This is a genomic window from Crossiella sp. SN42 (assembly GCF_023897065.1).
GTDB lineage: Bacteria > Actinomycetota > Actinomycetes > Mycobacteriales > Pseudonocardiaceae > Crossiella.
On record NZ_JAMHIV010000004.1, the window covers coordinates 161308 to 176087 of the forward strand.

General features: G+C 67.9%; 13 protein-coding genes. 5 read left to right on the forward strand and 8 right to left on the reverse strand.

The window, feature by feature from the left end:
* Positions 1-63: 63 nt before the first annotated feature.
* The 3 genes from M8C13_RS07140 to M8C13_RS07150 are packed head-to-tail and all read left to right on the forward strand — an operon-like array spanning position 64 to position 4315.
* Positions 64-1704, forward strand: a complete 1641-nt coding sequence (locus tag M8C13_RS07140; RefSeq protein ID WP_252479680.1) for a hypothetical protein — start codon at positions 64-66, stop codon at positions 1702-1704.
* Positions 1701-3896: an integrase gene (locus M8C13_RS07145; RefSeq protein WP_252479681.1), complete on the forward strand. Its 2196-nt coding sequence runs from the start codon at positions 1701-1703 to the stop codon at positions 3894-3896. The genes M8C13_RS07140 and M8C13_RS07145 overlap by 4 nt, the downstream gene beginning before the upstream one ends.
* Positions 3893-4315: a hypothetical protein gene (locus M8C13_RS07150; RefSeq protein ID WP_252479682.1), complete on the forward strand. Its 423-nt coding sequence runs from the start codon at positions 3893-3895 to the stop codon at positions 4313-4315. Before M8C13_RS07145 ends, M8C13_RS07150 begins: the two co-directional genes overlap by 4 nt.
* A 114-nt stretch (positions 4316-4429) precedes the next feature.
* Here the strand turns inward: M8C13_RS07150 and M8C13_RS07155 are convergent, their stop codons facing one another.
* The 3 genes from M8C13_RS07155 to M8C13_RS07165 are packed head-to-tail and all read right to left on the reverse strand — an operon-like array spanning position 4430 to position 6561.
* Entirely contained in the window at positions 4430-5770 is a 1341-nt protein-coding gene (locus M8C13_RS07155; RefSeq protein ID WP_252479683.1) for an NB-ARC domain-containing protein, read from the reverse strand.
* Positions 5771-5781: 11 nt separating this feature from the next.
* A complete protein-coding gene (locus M8C13_RS07160) occupies positions 5782-6186 on the reverse strand; it encodes a PadR family transcriptional regulator (protein ID WP_252479684.1) in 405 nt (134 codons plus the stop codon).
* Between the two features lie 48 nt (positions 6187-6234).
* Positions 6235-6561 carry a plasmid pRiA4b ORF-3 family protein gene (locus M8C13_RS07165; RefSeq protein WP_252479685.1) on the reverse strand — a complete coding sequence of 109 codons (327 nt, stop codon included), beginning with the start codon at positions 6559-6561 and terminating at the stop codon, positions 6235-6237.
* Between the two features lie 672 nt (positions 6562-7233).
* Between M8C13_RS07165 and M8C13_RS07170 the strand changes: the two genes are divergently transcribed.
* A complete protein-coding gene (locus M8C13_RS07170; protein ID WP_252479686.1) occupies positions 7234-7764 on the forward strand; it encodes a hypothetical protein in 531 nt (176 codons plus the stop codon).
* 46 nt (positions 7765-7810) lie between these two features.
* On the opposite strand, the gene M8C13_RS07175 is transcribed toward M8C13_RS07170, so the two are convergent.
* From M8C13_RS07175 to M8C13_RS07190, 4 genes are all read right to left on the reverse strand, one after another.
* A complete protein-coding gene (locus M8C13_RS07175; protein ID WP_252479687.1) occupies positions 7811-8530 on the reverse strand; it encodes a hypothetical protein in 720 nt (239 codons plus the stop codon).
* Positions 8527-9657 carry a hypothetical protein gene (locus M8C13_RS07180; RefSeq protein ID WP_252479688.1) on the reverse strand — a complete coding sequence of 377 codons (1131 nt, stop codon included), beginning with the start codon at positions 9655-9657 and terminating at the stop codon, positions 8527-8529. The genes M8C13_RS07175 and M8C13_RS07180 overlap by 4 nt, the downstream gene beginning before the upstream one ends.
* Complete coding sequence (locus M8C13_RS07185) at positions 9654-10847, reverse strand: S16 family serine protease (protein ID WP_252479689.1); 1194 nt, start codon at positions 10845-10847, stop codon at positions 9654-9656. Before M8C13_RS07185 ends, M8C13_RS07180 begins: the two co-directional genes overlap by 4 nt.
* Positions 10848-11411: 564 nt before the next feature.
* Positions 11412-13184: a tetratricopeptide repeat protein gene (locus M8C13_RS07190; RefSeq protein WP_252479690.1), complete on the reverse strand. Its 1773-nt coding sequence runs from the start codon at positions 13182-13184 to the stop codon at positions 11412-11414.
* A 247-nt stretch (positions 13185-13431) separates the two neighbouring features.
* Between M8C13_RS07190 and M8C13_RS07195 the strand changes: the two genes are divergently transcribed.
* Positions 13432-14619: a DUF4158 domain-containing protein gene (locus M8C13_RS07195; RefSeq protein ID WP_252479691.1), complete on the forward strand. Its 1188-nt coding sequence runs from the start codon at positions 13432-13434 to the stop codon at positions 14617-14619.
* Here the strand turns inward: M8C13_RS07195 and M8C13_RS07200 are convergent.
* Entirely contained in the window at positions 14612-14776 is a 165-nt protein-coding gene (locus M8C13_RS07200; RefSeq protein WP_252479692.1) for a hypothetical protein, read from the reverse strand. The genes M8C13_RS07195 and M8C13_RS07200 overlap by 8 nt on opposite strands.
* Positions 14777-14780 lie beyond the last annotated feature (4 nt).

A 14780-nucleotide genomic window follows, 5' to 3' on the forward strand; every position in this document is an offset into this window, starting at 1 on the left:
AGCCGCCCCGAACTGCTCGGGCCAGACGGACTGCTCGTCCGTCACCACAACGCGGCTGGGCACGTGAAGGAGTACGACTTCTCGACTCTCCCAGTCGCCGAGCCTTTTCAGCGCTCGCTCGCCACGCTGTTCGCCGCCCGCTGCGACAGAGCCTGGAGCCGCCACATCACCTCGAAGATCAAATACTTCCATGTGGCCGCCTTCACGACCTTCCTTTCGCAGCAGGACCGGCCGCCACAGGACCTGGACGAACTCGCTGCCACGACGATGAAGCGCTGGTGGCAGAGTGTGCAGTCAACCAGTACAGGCCGGCAGCGGTTCGGCACGGTGACTACCTTGCTGCGAGGAGATGCCCGGCTACAGACAGGACCGGTGGCGGAGGAACTGGCCCGGCGCATCGGACGGCTGCCGAGCACTCGGCAGTCCTTCAGCGAAGCGGACTTCGAGCAGGTACGGGTCGCGGCGCGGCGGATGTTCCGAGCAGCACGACAGCGGATCGAGGACAATGCCCGGCACCTGGAACACTGGCGTGCTGGGGAGTTCATCGCAGACAGCCGCGACTGGGAACTCGGACAGGCCCTCGACATCCTGGCACGCACCGGCGACCTTCCCCATACCCAAGGCCCCAGTGGGCAGAAGACGCTGGCAGGGCGATACCGCCGGGTCCTGGGCGGAGCGTCCTCAGAGGTGACGTGGCAACGGCTGTTCCTGTCCCGGCCGGAGGCGACAGCGCTGGGGGTGCTGCTGATGGCCGAGTACGGCTGGAACCTGTCCGTGATCGACCGCGCTGCCACACCCCGTGCCGCCGCGGATCCGGGCCACGACGGCCACCCGACTTACCGCATCCCGCTGGAGAAGTACCGGCGCGGCGCCGGGCACCACTACGAGACCGAGAACGTCACCGACAGCGGCGCGGACTCCCCGGGGCGACTCATCACTCAGGCACTGCGGGCGACGCGATTCGCCCGAGCCCTCGCCGACAGCCTCGCCCCCGGCACCGATCATCTCATCGCCTGGCGCACTCACCGCCCCGAGAAGACCAGCATCGACAAGGAACGACCACAGCCCGTCGGCCCAATCCGGTTCGGCGTGAGCTTCTCCGACGCCAAGGAATGGGGCACGGTGGTGGGCATCGGCGTGTCGCCGTTCCAGCGGGGACGCCGGACGGTGCTGGCCGTCGAACGTGGTGAGCGAGCCCAGCACTCGCAGGAAACGCACGACCGGACCTACGTGCTGCCCGACCAGCGGGTCCAGGCCGCGGCCGTTCCAGTCATCGCGGCCGGCGCCGCGTCCGCTGTCCGCAAGGCCCGGGAGACGGTGAAGCTGGTCGCCGAGCTGAGCCTGGTCCGTGACCCCACGCACGCGGAGACCGCGACCGCGGACTGCTCCGACTCCGGCGGCAGCCCCGTCCCCACCTCGGACGGAGGCTGCGGCGCGTCGTTCCTGATGTGTCTGGCCTGCCCCAATGCCCGTGTCCACGCTGACCATCACCCCAGGCTTGCTCATCTGCACCGTGCCCTCACCCACATGCGGTCCGTGCTGCCCGCGCACGCGTGGGAACAGGACTGGGGCGGTGCCCACACGCGACTGGAGGACCTGAAGAACAAGATTGGCGATGGCGGCTGGCGGCACGCGCTGGCCCGGGTCACCAGCACTGACCGCGAGATCGTCGATCACCTACTCACCGGAGACCTCAACCCGTGACCACTGCTGCCGAACCGGACAGCGTTCGTCTTCCCCTGCCCAACCCCTGCACGCTGGTCGTTCCCGAGCACTTGATGAATGCCCAGCACGCCCACCTCAACTCCCGCTACCGCGACCCGGTCTGGCCGATGGCGCCGCTGATCGAAGACCCCAGCCAGCCACGGAAGTCGATCTATTGGGAGAAGTGCCCAGCCGCAGTCCGGGAGGAGCTGCGGCTGCTGGCCTGGACGCTGATCAACGGCGAACTGCGCCGCACGTTCCTCAAGGCCCGCGGAGCTCGCATGCGCGGACGTGTGTCCGCTGGGCAGATGCCTGCCACAGTGAACTACTGGTTTCAGTTGGCGACGTGGCTGGAGGATCGAGGCATCCGCGCTCTGGCCGACTGCGACAGGGCGGTGCTGCACGAGTACGGCGTGTTCGTTCGGGACACCGCCGCCAGTCGGCAGATGGCGGAGAAGACGCTGATCTCGGTGACGCGGTTGTGGGCCTACGACGAGTTGAGCCCGCAGGCGGCCGGGCTCGCGCGGCCGCCATGGGATGAGATCGGCTTGGACGATTACCTTCCCACCGCCACCTCCCTTGGCGGCGAGAACGACAGGGAGCCCCTGGCCGAGGAGACGATGGGCCCGCTGCTGGTCTGGGCGATGCGCGTGATTGAGGACTGGGCCGACGACGTCCTCGCCGCCTGGACCGAGGCCCGTCGCCGTCGCGAGGCCGCCAGCCGCGCACCGTCAACAACTGCGGGCTTGGCCGCTCTCATCGCCTATCTCGACGCGAAGGTCGCAGTCGGCGAAGCCCTGCCCGCCACCAAGCGCAATGGCAAGGACCGGCTGGCCTGCACCTACATCGCCGCCATCACCGGGGCCTCCGTCCACCAGGTGAGCGTTCAGAATTCGCGGCGCGGCTTGGCACGGGTTGTCGCCGAACGGCCGGGACCGTGTCCGCTGGAGGTGCCGGTGACCGGCCGCATCGCCGGGACGCTCTGGCGGGATGCCCTCGACTTCAACGAGGTCCCCGTCTTGATGCGCCATCTAGGCACCGCCGCGTTCATCGTCTGTGCGTACTTGACAGGAATGCGTCCGCAAGAAGTGCTCGGCATGCGCAGCGGGTGCTGTCCCGACCCGGTGCCGGAACCGGGAGGTTCCCCTGGACGCCACCTGATTCGCGTCCACAGCGACGATGCTGACAGGGAGGCAGGCGGCGAGTTGGCGAAACCCCATCTGATCCGCAGCCGGCACTACAAGAACGCCACTGACGAGGACGGCAACCACCTATCCGCCGGTGTTGAACGCGACGTCCCCTGGGTCGCGATCGCACCCGTAGTCCATGCGATCCGCGTCCTGGAACGCATCGTTCCCGAAGGTCATCTCCTGTTCGACCTCAACGAACACCAGTTTCGGGGCCCGCGCCCCGAAACTGGATCCCTGAAGGCGTCGGCTATGCGACGCCGGATCGAGGACTTCGTGGCCTGGGTCAACGCCGAGTCGCTCGCACACGGACTGTCCGACGAGGTCGTCCCGCCCGACCCACACGGGGCGATTGGCACCGCCCGGTTCCGGAGATCTCTGGCCTGGCACATTGCCCGCCGCCCCGGCGGCCTGGTCGCGCTCGCCCTCCAGTACGGCCACATGCGCGCTGCTCTGGCCACCGAAGCCTCCGAGGGATACGCCTCCCGCAGCAGGGGCGGCATCCACCGCATCATCGACGTCGAGACCGCCCTGGCCGTCGCGGAAACGGCCGCCGATCTGCGCGAGCACTTCGAGGCCGGCGGCGGCATCTCCGGCCCCGCCGCCCGCCGCGCGCTCGTCGAGGCCGCGAACACCCCACGGTTCGAGGGCCGCGAGGTCAAGGCCGACTTCGCCCGCAAGTTCCTCGCCCGCGATGGCGCAGTCCTCTACGAGAACCCTCACGCGCTTCTGCTCTGCCTCTACAAGCGCGACCGAGCGCTCTGTGCCAAGGGTGAGCCACGCAACGCACCCACACTGGACCGGTGCGTGCCCGGCTGCGGCAACATCGTCCGTACCGACCAACACGCTAACCGGCTCCGGGAGCGAGCAGACGCCCTGGACAAGCGCGCCGCTCACGTCCCCCAGCCAATCGGCGACCGACTTCGGGCGAATGCCGGCCAGCTCCGCAGCTACGCCGATACCCACGTCCACACTCGCACCACACGGTCAAAGGGCGCCCGGTGACCCCTGCACTCGACGAACGGCTCCGGATCCGCGTCGCGATGGCTCGCATCCTCGATGGCGTCCCTGAGCGATCCAACGGCGCGCTGACTGTTGTCGCTCTGGCGATCGAGGCTGGCGTCCCCAGGAACGCTCTCACGCAACGTCACACGGACTTGAAGGCCGAGTTCTACGCCCGCGTCGCCGAACGCACCGACGTCTCCGAAGTCGAGACCCAGCTCCGCGCAACTATTGCCCGGCTCAAACAGACGATCGCCAACAAGAACACCGAACTCGCTCAACTCCGTGCCGACGTCCCAGCACTCGTTCGGGTCGTCAATCAGCTCACGCTGGAGAATGAGCAGCTGCGCCTGGCTCTTGAACAGCCCGCACGGAACGTCATCTCGCTCCCGCTGCCTACCTCACCCCAACCCAGGCGATGACCGAACATGTCGCACCTCGGCGAGCAGCCCGAAGTCTGCTGCTACCGATCTCCACTTCCTGGTGTGGTGGCCGCAACGGTTGGCCTTGGCTCAACTGGACGGCCTAAATCGGCTCTACGCGGCAGGGTTGTCGAGCCGCTGCCGCAGCACCTCGACGAGGTGAGGATCTTCCGCCCTGAGGAGTTCCTCGGCGTAGCGATGCAGAAGATCATGCAGTCGATAGGTTGTGGATGACAAAGGGATCACCAGTGCGCTGTCGCTCAGAGTTCGCAGTCCTGCCGCGGCTTCTGAGGACGTACAGTCAGCCAGGATCGAGGCTTCGCCCGCGGTGAAACGACGCCGCGACGAAGGCAGCGCGCCGAGCCGCCGGAACAGACGCGCAGATGTCGGTGCCAGTTGGCGGTAGGAGAGATCGAAGGCGGCACCGACAGCGTCGTCGGCACGGTTGCAAGCGGCCAGGCGGCCAACCTCTTCGTGCAGTTGCCGGTTGAGATCGGCGATGAGCCATGCTGGGTGCTTCACCAGGAGCGAACTCACGACGTGGACAGCTAGCGGCAGGCACGCGCAAAGATCAACCAACTTCCTGGCCTCGTCGAGTTCGGCATCGACGCGGTCGGCCCCGACGACACGTTGCAGGAGGTCGATTGCTTCATCGGGGTGCAGAGTGGCGAGGTGCATGAGGGGTGCGGCAGACCTGACCGCCACGCCAGTCAACATTGCGCGGGAAGTGATCAGCACCGTCGATCGCGAGCTACCTGGCATCAACGGGAGCACCTGTTCTGAGCCTGCCGCGTCGTCCAGGACGATCAGGAGCCTCCGCCGGGCCACCACCCTCCGGTACAAGGCGACGCGATCGTTGAGCGACTCCGGAACCTGGTCAGCCGGTACGCCGAGTGCCCGCAGCAGGCGTCCCAGCGCTTCAACAGGAGCAAGTGAGCTCTCCGGAGAGGAACCTCGAAGGTGGAGGTAGAGGCTTCCATCGGGAAACCTCGGGGCTCGGCGGTGCCCCCATGCCACGGCCAGCCCCGTCTTTCCCACTCCCGGCATCCCGCTAATGACCACGGCGGCGGGCACAGAGCGGCGACCCAGGAACCACCGGCGGCGAGGAAGCAGTGCACGGTCGAGTGCAGCGAAGTCTGCTGAGCGGCCGACGAAACCCACGGCTTCCCCGGGAAGTTGCATGGGGCGACTGCGGAGTGGCATCACACGCTTCCCGATGGCCCGCCGCATTCGTGGCGTGGCTGCGACATACCCAAGGGCGGCCAACAGCGGTGACAGGTAACCAGGAACCTCGGCGAGGTTCGCGGCCCACTCCTCCTCATACCGCTTGCACGCCCGAGGCTCTCCGAGCCGTCGTGCCGCCCAGCGGACCAAGCAGAGCGCGCATCGTGGCAGCCACTCCTTGAACTCACCCACCAGCAACGGCACCAGCACGGCCGCGATCAACCACGGCATCGCCCCACTGCTCATGACCCGGCCTCCGGTCGAGGAACGATCCGCGGTGTCGACGAACGGCCAACCTGTCTGCGCCCCTGACGATGCTCAGCCAGCATCACACGCGCCATGCCCACCCCGTCTGGGCTCAGCCGGTAGAAGCGACGGCGGGGTCCCCGGGTCGTGGGGTCGTCGGTTTCCCATTCGCTGACTACCCAGCCGAATTCTTCCAGCCGAGCCAGGATCGGGAACACGCTGCCCGTTGCCCGGTTCGCTGCCTTAGCGATCTTTAGTCCATACAGCTGCTCGTCAGGCCCGAGCAGGATTTCCAGCACGTCCAGCGTTGCCTCGGTTGCTCGTAGTCTCCGACCCATGAACTCGAAGCTACATATGTAGAGATAGATTGTCCAATGCGGCAAGCTGGTCTCCACATCCATCCATCTGTCGAGCCCCTAGCCCGAACACCCCGGGGCCACGTCGCAGACTCAACACGCAGACTTGACAGGGAAGAAGACGTAGGCGAACTGCTCGCCGGGCTGCAAGCTGGCGAGTGTGGTGGCCCGGCCCTCCGCCGTGTCGTCCGGGGCATCGTCGGCCCATCTCTCCAGCGGGCCGATGTTGGTGCCGTTGGCCAGTGTGAACAGGTGCAGGTGGGCCAGGTCCCAGCGGCCGAAGGCGAGATCGAGTGCCTCAGCGAGTTGGGCGAAGGAGTGTGTTGGCGCGGCGGCGAGGATGCGGCCGGGGCGAGGCCACAGGTCTGTACCGCGCCCCGAGATCAGCTCCACGCGGAGGGATAACCAGGTGCGCGCCACTGTCAGCTCCCCTTGTCTGTGGGATCAGAAGACCAGACCTGAGGTTACTGAGTGTGACTGCCGGATGGGGATTGAGCTGGCCGTAGGTGGGGAGTTTCTGCTGGCCGCCGGCACCGGCGCCCGGTCCGGGCCTCGCGCGCCGGGAAGTGTCACGTTGCAGTTCACCGCTGTTGATGCACGAGATCAGGCGTGCGGGCGCGATGGGGAGGATGTAGACACAACGTCAGCGGAATCGACCAGGAGGAGCACAGACACCGTGCACGCGATGTCCAGCGTCGCCAACGCTGTTGAGGACCCCGAGCGCAGCCCCTGGGCACACCCATCCGCCCAGGCCTCCTGGCCTGCCTTCTCATGACCGCCTCAGACCACGGCGCGGAGGACAGCGCAAGGCGATCCGGTGATGATGTGCATGCCGCTGCGCCCTCGCCGGATGATGGGCTCGCCATCACCGATGCACGGGCCTTGGTGGCGCGGCTCAACGGCCTGTGGGCAGGAGAGGACCCGCCCGGGTCGCTGCTGAGCCGCCAGACCATGCCACTACGGGACTGCCCGCCTTGGGGACGGCCGAGCACCCGTACAGAGAACCCGTACTGGGACGTGGTGCGGGCGTTGCCCGTGGAACGCCCGCCGGGCCGCAGCCTTGGCGACAACGGCCGTCCTGAGGTGGCGAGCTTGGTGCTCACCCGCAGCGGCACACCGCGGATCGAGTGCACCCGGGACACCCTTGTGCGCACCTACTGCTGGCCGATCATCAGCCCCGGCGATCTGGACTGGATGGCCGGTCATCTCCACGGCCGCCCGGTGGTGGACATCGGCGCCGGGACTGGCTACCTGGCCTGGCAACTGGTTCAACTCGGCGTTGATGTGGCCGCCTACGACATAGCGCCCGGCGGCAACACGTGGACCAGCGCGATCCAATACCACCCGGTCCAGCACGGGGACGCTGAGATCACCGCCTGCCACCAGGATCGCGTTCTGCTGCTGAGCTGGCCCGTGCCAGGCCCCGCGGCGATGGCCTCCCGTGCTCTGGCCAGCTACGCCGGTGACACCGTGATCTACCTAGGAGAGTGGCGCTCCGGCGCCACGGCAGACCCATCCTTCTACGACACCATCGACAGCGAGTGGCGTTTCGTCGACGACAGCGCTGAACACCTGACCTACAGCGGCCTGGGATGCCAGCTGCTGCTGTTCCAGCGTAGGTAAGTGCAGTGCTGGTCTGGACGGCCGTGAGGCTAGCTCGGGTGCGCCTCTACACGCGGGCGGCGCGGTAGGCATCCAGCTCGGCCCAGCCCCGGTGCCACAGCGGGTTGGTCACCGGGTAGGGGGTTTCGCAGTAGAGCGCGATGTGCGGCACGCGGTAGTGCCGGACCAGCTGAGACAGGACGTCGGTGGCGCGGGCTAAATCCCACCAGTAGTAGCTCCGCTCCGGGGACAGCGCCACCTCCACCGAGCACACCCAGGACCGCCCGTCCAGGCGAAGTTCGACCCGCGGCTGCAGGTACAGCGTGCGGTAGCCCAGCGGGTAGTCCACAGCGTTGTGCAGCTGCTTCACCTGGCGTCCGAACTTCTCGGTGAACGCCTCGACGTACTGCCAGTACTGGTGCGCGGGATGCTTGGTGGGGCACGGGACGATCCGCATGGTGCCGGCCTGTAGGTAGTCGTAGGCGCGGTGCGCCTTGTCCACGATCGCGGCGTGGCAGTCAGTCACCCCGGACACCAGAGCCGGTTGGTCGGTGTAGTGGCCGTGGGCATCCAGCGTCCAGGTATGGAGCAGGCCGCGTTCGCCCTCGGGTTCCGCGCGAACCCAGTAGCGCCCTGTGGCCATCTCGATCCACCCAGGGCCGGGCGTCCAGCGGGGCACGTCCGGATCCGGCACGGTGAACACCGCCGTCGCGACCCGCATCGCGGTGCGGTGGCCCAGGTACGGATGGAGCGTGTGGTGCAGGCGGCGGTACAGGCTGCGTTTCATGACCGGCCCGTTTCCTGCTCGGACTGCTGCGGGCCGGTGGCGGTACCGGTGCTGCGGTGGGGCCAAGGCACTGAGTCACCACCAGGCGCGTGGTCTCGCCTGGCGTAGTTGTGCAGGTTGTCGTGGCGGCCCAGATCAGCCGTCGTCATGCCGGTGTCCGCGCCGATCCAGCTCGTGGGCGGCGCCGGAACTGCGGGTGGCTCGCCGGTGCCGGGATCGCTGTTGAGCCACTGCCAGACCCCACCGTCCAGCTCGTGCAGACGCCCATCGGCGGCGTGGACGTAGAAGTTCGAGTCCCCGTAGTAGCCGAAGCGGTCGTGGGAGTTCCACACGCACACCAGGCGCGGGCCCAGCGTGCTGAGGTGGTCGAGGACCTCGTTGACGAGGTCCTGGTCGTAACCCTCGGCCATGCACCCAGCCAAGCCGGTGTCCAGGCCGCACAGCGGATTCGGTGTTTCGACCAGGCCACGGATGGTCTGCTCGGCCTCGTCCTCTCCCACCTGCTGCACCAGAAAGAAGACCAGTGCCTCCAGGCCACGGGTGTTGATCTTACTGGCCGCCTGGCAGGCCAGATCATGCACCAACGCGTCCAGATCAAGCGGATCGAGATCCCGTTCTTCGGCACAGGCCACCAAGCGCGGAGCTGCCTCCGATCCTGGATCTCCGCCTTCAACACCCGCGCGGATGCGATCGGATTCCTCGTCGGTGAGGTACTGGCGCAGCCACCGGATGCTCGACTCGAGGGCTTGTTCGCCCATGGCGGGAGTGAGACCTGCGTGCAGGCGGATCATGATCTCGGCCAGGATCTCCGCCAGCGTGGCGGTGCGCCATCCCTGGCTGTCCCGGTAAGAGCCGCAGGGGGTGAAGCCAGCGAAGCTAAGCAATGCCTCCCGGATGCAGCTGTTGATGACGGTGTAGAGGTGTCCGCTGGTGCTGTCCTCGGGGTCGGTAGACATTTTCGTCGCACCGGGGCGCCCTGGTCTGCTGTTAGTGGTGGCCATGTCGGTGGTCTCCTCACCGTTGTCCTGTTCAAGGGGTGTTTCGGCGGCATCGGGCAGTGGCCAGCCCTTGTGCGGCCCGGTGGCGAGCGAAGTAGGTCGCGCCCAGCCGGCGAGTGAGCCGGTCACTGGTCATCGGTGGGAAACGGGCCGCCTGAGGCCAGCGTTGCCGCGTCCTCAACGGTGCGCAGTCGGTAGGCCGCGGCGGCGTACCAGGCGCCGGTGGGGTTGGAAGCGTTGCAGCGGGCCTTGATCTCCGCGTCGGTCATCGCCGCGCGGATCGCGCTGCGAACATGCGCGGCGGTGGAGGCATCGAGCGTCCAGGTCACCTGGTATGGCCCGTGCAGGACATCGGCCAGGAGGGCGGTTGAACCGGCGTCCATGGGATCAGCGGCGACCTGGATGGCAGTGGCGGTCGGGCGGGTGAGGCTCACGGCGCGGGGCTGCTGTGGCATGCCAGGTCGTCGCAGGGCGGTGTCCTCGCCACGCAGCCAGGCAGCCAGCTCATCGATCGACTGCACGCCGAGCACCTCAAGGTCGGCGCCGTACCTGGCCGCCTCGACATCGGCGGCCGTCTCGACACTAGCGGCGGGCACGATGACCCGGCGGATGCCGCGGACCGCGGCGTCCTGCACCATGGCCTGCACTCCGGGGACCTGGTGGAGGACGCCCCTGGCATCGAGCTCGCCCAGCACCGCGGTGTCTTCCAGTCTCTGGGCGCCATCACCGGTGGTGGCGCCCACAACGGCCACAGTCGCGCCCAGAGCCAGGGTGCCGGCCCTGGGCAGTGCGAAGTCCGGCAGGTCGAGGTGCACCTCGACGCGGTGGCTGGGTTCGGACTGGCCGCAGAGGGCCAGGGCCGCGCCCAGGCCCTGCAGTTCGCGCCCGTAGCGCCAGAACCCGTTGCTGAGGATGACCTCGAGCGGGCCGGGGACAAGCACGGCGGCGAGGGTGCTCAGGCGGCGGGTCGGGCCATCCAGGACCACCGTGCTGACGGTGGAGACGGTGCTGGCTACCGCGACGTCCAGGACGCCGGGGCCTGCGTACTTGGCGGACACGGTGCCGGAGCAGGCGCGGCAGTACATGCCGGTGTCTGCGTTGTTGCCCTGGGCGCGGGCGTGGCAACACGGGGTCAGGGGGATGAGATAGTCGGTGCCGTCGATGTGGCGAATCCGGCCGGTGAAGTCACCGAGCGGGGTGAGCACGTCGCCGTCGGAGTCGATACCGCGCACCCGGCCAGCGATCCTCGGGTGAACGTGGACAAGTTTGCCGTTGGCCAGGGCGAGTTCTACGTTGGCGAACCGGGTCGGTTTCGGCATGGCCAGGGTCCTCTCCAGGGGAAGAAGTGGGACAGAACAGCGCGCCGCGGCCGCTGCCGGCCGGGTGCTGGCGCGGTCACAGAGGCGCACCGGAGGTCCCTGCGGCCTGGTCCAACAGGGCAGGCCGTCACGCGAGCGGCCGGTCTCCCGCGTGACAGCGGCCTGTTCAGGTGTGCAGGGCGGTGAGCGAGTCGATCCCGGAATCGGGCTGTCGGCGAGGGCACGCAGGGCGGCTGCTGAGGTGTTCGGCCGCCCGCCCAGGGTCTTCATCTCCCCTACGAGGGGTGACAACGCCCGCATGGTCCCGGCGCGCGCCGCCTCCTCGCCAGCAGGTTCTAAACTGGCGCGGTGTCCAGCCAGACCGACCAGCTCATGGTGAACGGTTCGGGGCTGCCCCGTCCATGTGTGGACGGCATGCCGCTTCCCTGGGTAACCCGAATGGATCCGGATGGCCCCGCCTGGTCCCACATTGACCGGTTCCGTATCTGGCGTTGCCAGACCGAGTGGCTGTGCCAGGTCTGCGGCGTGACGCTTCCGGATCGCGCTGAACGGGAGGAATTGCATCTAACGCAACACGGCATTTGAGGGTGAGTCGCCGTCGGCGTCACGACCGTCAATGGCGTCGAGTTGCTGTTGTATCCGCTCGGCAGCCGGGCTGCGTCCCTGCTCTCGCAACAGTTCCAGCGCCTTCTGCCACGCCGCCCGTGCTTCGGCGCGCTGCCCCAGCACGGCATGCGGATGACCGAGTCGTGCCAGGGTGTCGGCGGCCTCGAAGTTGTTGCCGACCTCTGTAAACAGCGAGTGCGCCCGTTGATAGTGGGCGATGGCTCGGTGGTGGTCGCCGGTGCAGTGCTCGATGTAGCCGAGAGTGTCACGGGTGGACGCTTCACAGGCGAGGTCCCGATCCCGGCGGGCCAGCTGGAGTGCGGCATCGCAGTGTGCGCGGGCGCTGTCGTACTCGCCGCACTGAGCCAGGCACCACCCGAGTTGACCGCGTGCGTGGGCTTCCCGTGTCGGCGGTGGGAGCGTGAGGTAGATGTCGAGGGTCCGCCTGGCATGGGTGAGTGCCAGCTGATGCTGACCCAACTTGCCGTAGACGAAGGACAGTGCGTGATGGACGCGAGCCTGGCTGGAGGGCCACTCGGCCAGGGCGAGGGAGTGGTGGAGGTGCTCGGCTGCCTCCTCGTGGCGTTCCAGGTGAGACAAGGCGTTACCCAGCAGCCGGTGTGACGTGGCGAGCTGCGACCGATCGAGGTGCGCGGCGGCGGCTAGTCCGACTTGCTGGGAGGCCAATTTCTCCCGGAGGTGCCCCCGGCGTCCCTGGTAGACGCACAAGATCATCGCGAGATAGTGCGCGTCGATATGCCAGCCGTGGTTCATGGCGGTGTGCTGGGCGGCAAGCAGGCACCGGTGTTCGGCGTCAAACCAGGCCAGCGCCGCTGACTGGTCCGTGAGCAGCAGGGCGTAGCTGCCGGGCTCGGGCGGATCAGGCTTGTCGTGGGGCTCGGCGCGCACGAGCTGATCGGCGTGCACGGCGGTGTCGATGTAGAACGTCGACACCTGCTGGAGTGCAGTGTCCCGAACGTGCTCGTTGAGCTCGCGTGCGGCGATGTCGATGGCGTAGCGGCGGATCAGGTCGTGCATGGAGTAGCGGAAACACGCTTGCCGGATCAGCAGGGACGCGTCTGCCAGAGCGCGCAGTGCCTGGTCTACCCGCGGCACCGGAAGACCGGTGAGGCTGGCAGCGGCGGGTATGCCGATGTCGGGGCCAGGGGCGATGCCCAGCAGTGCAAACACCATGTGCTGGTCGGTGGTCAGGCCGCGCAAGGACAGGGACAACACGGCGGGCAGGCTGGCGGTCGGGTCGACGTCGTCCAGTGCGTCCACCCCGGACTCGCGCAGCTCTGCGGTGAACTCCGCCAGGGGCACCTGCGGGTGGCCGCGGGCACGTCCGGCGATCAGGCCCAGCGCCAGGGGAAAGCCGCCACACAGACCGATCAGTTCGGTGACCGCCTCCTCCTCGGCCGCCACACGTGCGGCGCCCAGCCGCTTGGCCAGCAAAGCGCGGGACTCGACGTCGGAGAGTGGGTTCAGCCGCAGAGGGTGGGCACTGTGCCGGGTAACCAGCCCACTCAACCGGCTGCGGCTGGTCACCAATACCGTGCAGGATCCGCTGCCCGGCAACAGAGGCGTCACTTGCTCGGTGGTGGCGGCGTTGTCCAACACGATCAGCATCTGTTTGTGCGCGACCAGGCTTCGGTAGAGCGCTGCCTGCGCGTTGAGGTCGGCTGGGATGCGGCCGGGCTCGACCCCGAGAGCGTCGAGGAACCCGCGCACCGCCACTGCTGGTGCCGTCGGCTCTCCTGCCGGACTGAAACCGTGCAGGTCGACGAATAGTTGCCCGTCGGGGAATCGTTGTGCGTGGCGATGCGCCCAGGTCAAGGCCAACCAGGGGGCCAGCCGGAATACGCCAGAAACGGGCCACGGGCGGTTCCAGACACTGGTAGAGGGCGCTAGCGAGTCGGCCGGTCAAGGTCGCTAAGGTGCGCCACGTCCGGGTGATGATCGTTTCTGGGGTGTGTGGGTGGCATCGATCGATCGCACCGCCTACCCGCGGTTCGCGCGGGTGGTGTCGGCGCGGGAACTGGCCGAGGGATTCACGCCGACGGCCGCCGAGGCCCAGTGGGCTCGTGGCCGAACGCAGGATGTGCAGCATCTGCTGGTCCTGGTGGTGTGGCTGAAGTCCTACCAGCGTCTGGGCTACTTCCCGAAGCTGCCCGACGTGCCCGAGGTCGTCGCCGCGCACGTGCGTGGCGCACTGGAGTTGTCGGCCGACGTGGTCTTGGAACAGGACGCGGAGCGCACTGCCAAGCGGCATCGGCAGCTCGTCCGGGACCGGCTGGGTGTGGTCTACGAGCCTGTCCGGGTCCGGGAGATCGCGGAGACCGCGATCCGCAAGACGGTGCAGACCAAGGACAACCCGGCCGACCTGATCAACGTGGCGTTGGAGGAACTGGTCCGCGCTCGCTGCGAGTTACCCGGCTACACGACTCTGGACGCGATGGCCTCGACGATCCGGACCGAGGTCAACATGGCACTGTTCACGCTGGTCGCCACCCGCCTGGACGGGATTGAGCGGTCCCGGCTGGCCCGGCTGCTGCTGGTCGACCCGATCACCCGGCGCAGCGGGTTCGACCGGTTGAAGGACGCGGCCAAGGCCGCGTCGCTGGGCAAGTTCAAGGCCCGCCTGGCGCACCTGCGGGACCTGGACGCGCTCGGTCCGACCGAGGTGTGGTTGCGGGGTGTGTCGCCGGGGAAGATCGCGCACTTCGCCGGGGAGGCGAAGGTGACCGACGTGGCCGACCTGCGCAAGATCGGCGAGGACAAGCGGATCATCCTGGTCGTCAGCCTCCTGCACACCGCCCGCACGAGTGCGCGGGACGAGGTGGTGACCATGTTCTGCAAGCGCATGGGCGTGATCCACAAGAAGGGCCGCGACCACCTGGAGGCCCTGCACGAGGTGTCGTGGAGGGTGTCCACGGCCTCGATCACGAGGGCGTCGTGGGCGTCGTGGGCGTCGTGGGCATCCCAGCATGAGTCGGTGGCCGACCTGTGGGTGAGGGAGCGGATCTGGTCGAGCGTCAGCGCGACCCGAGCACCGCAGAAGGCCACGTGCGCGCCCCACTCGTACTCGCAGCCGCAGCGGGCCGTGGTGCGGTCGATCACGAGCTCGCGGTCGCGGAGCGCCAGCGACAGCTGTCGACTCAGGTAGTAGCTACCCATGCGTTCAGGCCGGCAGCCATCGGCAGGTTCTGTACGAACGTGCGAAACAGCCGGATCGGTGGCTCACCCGGCGGCATCATCGCCTCGAGACGTTTGGCGACCTCAGGTGCATAGGGCTCGGACAGCGGCGCGATCCGCGGTGCCACGGAG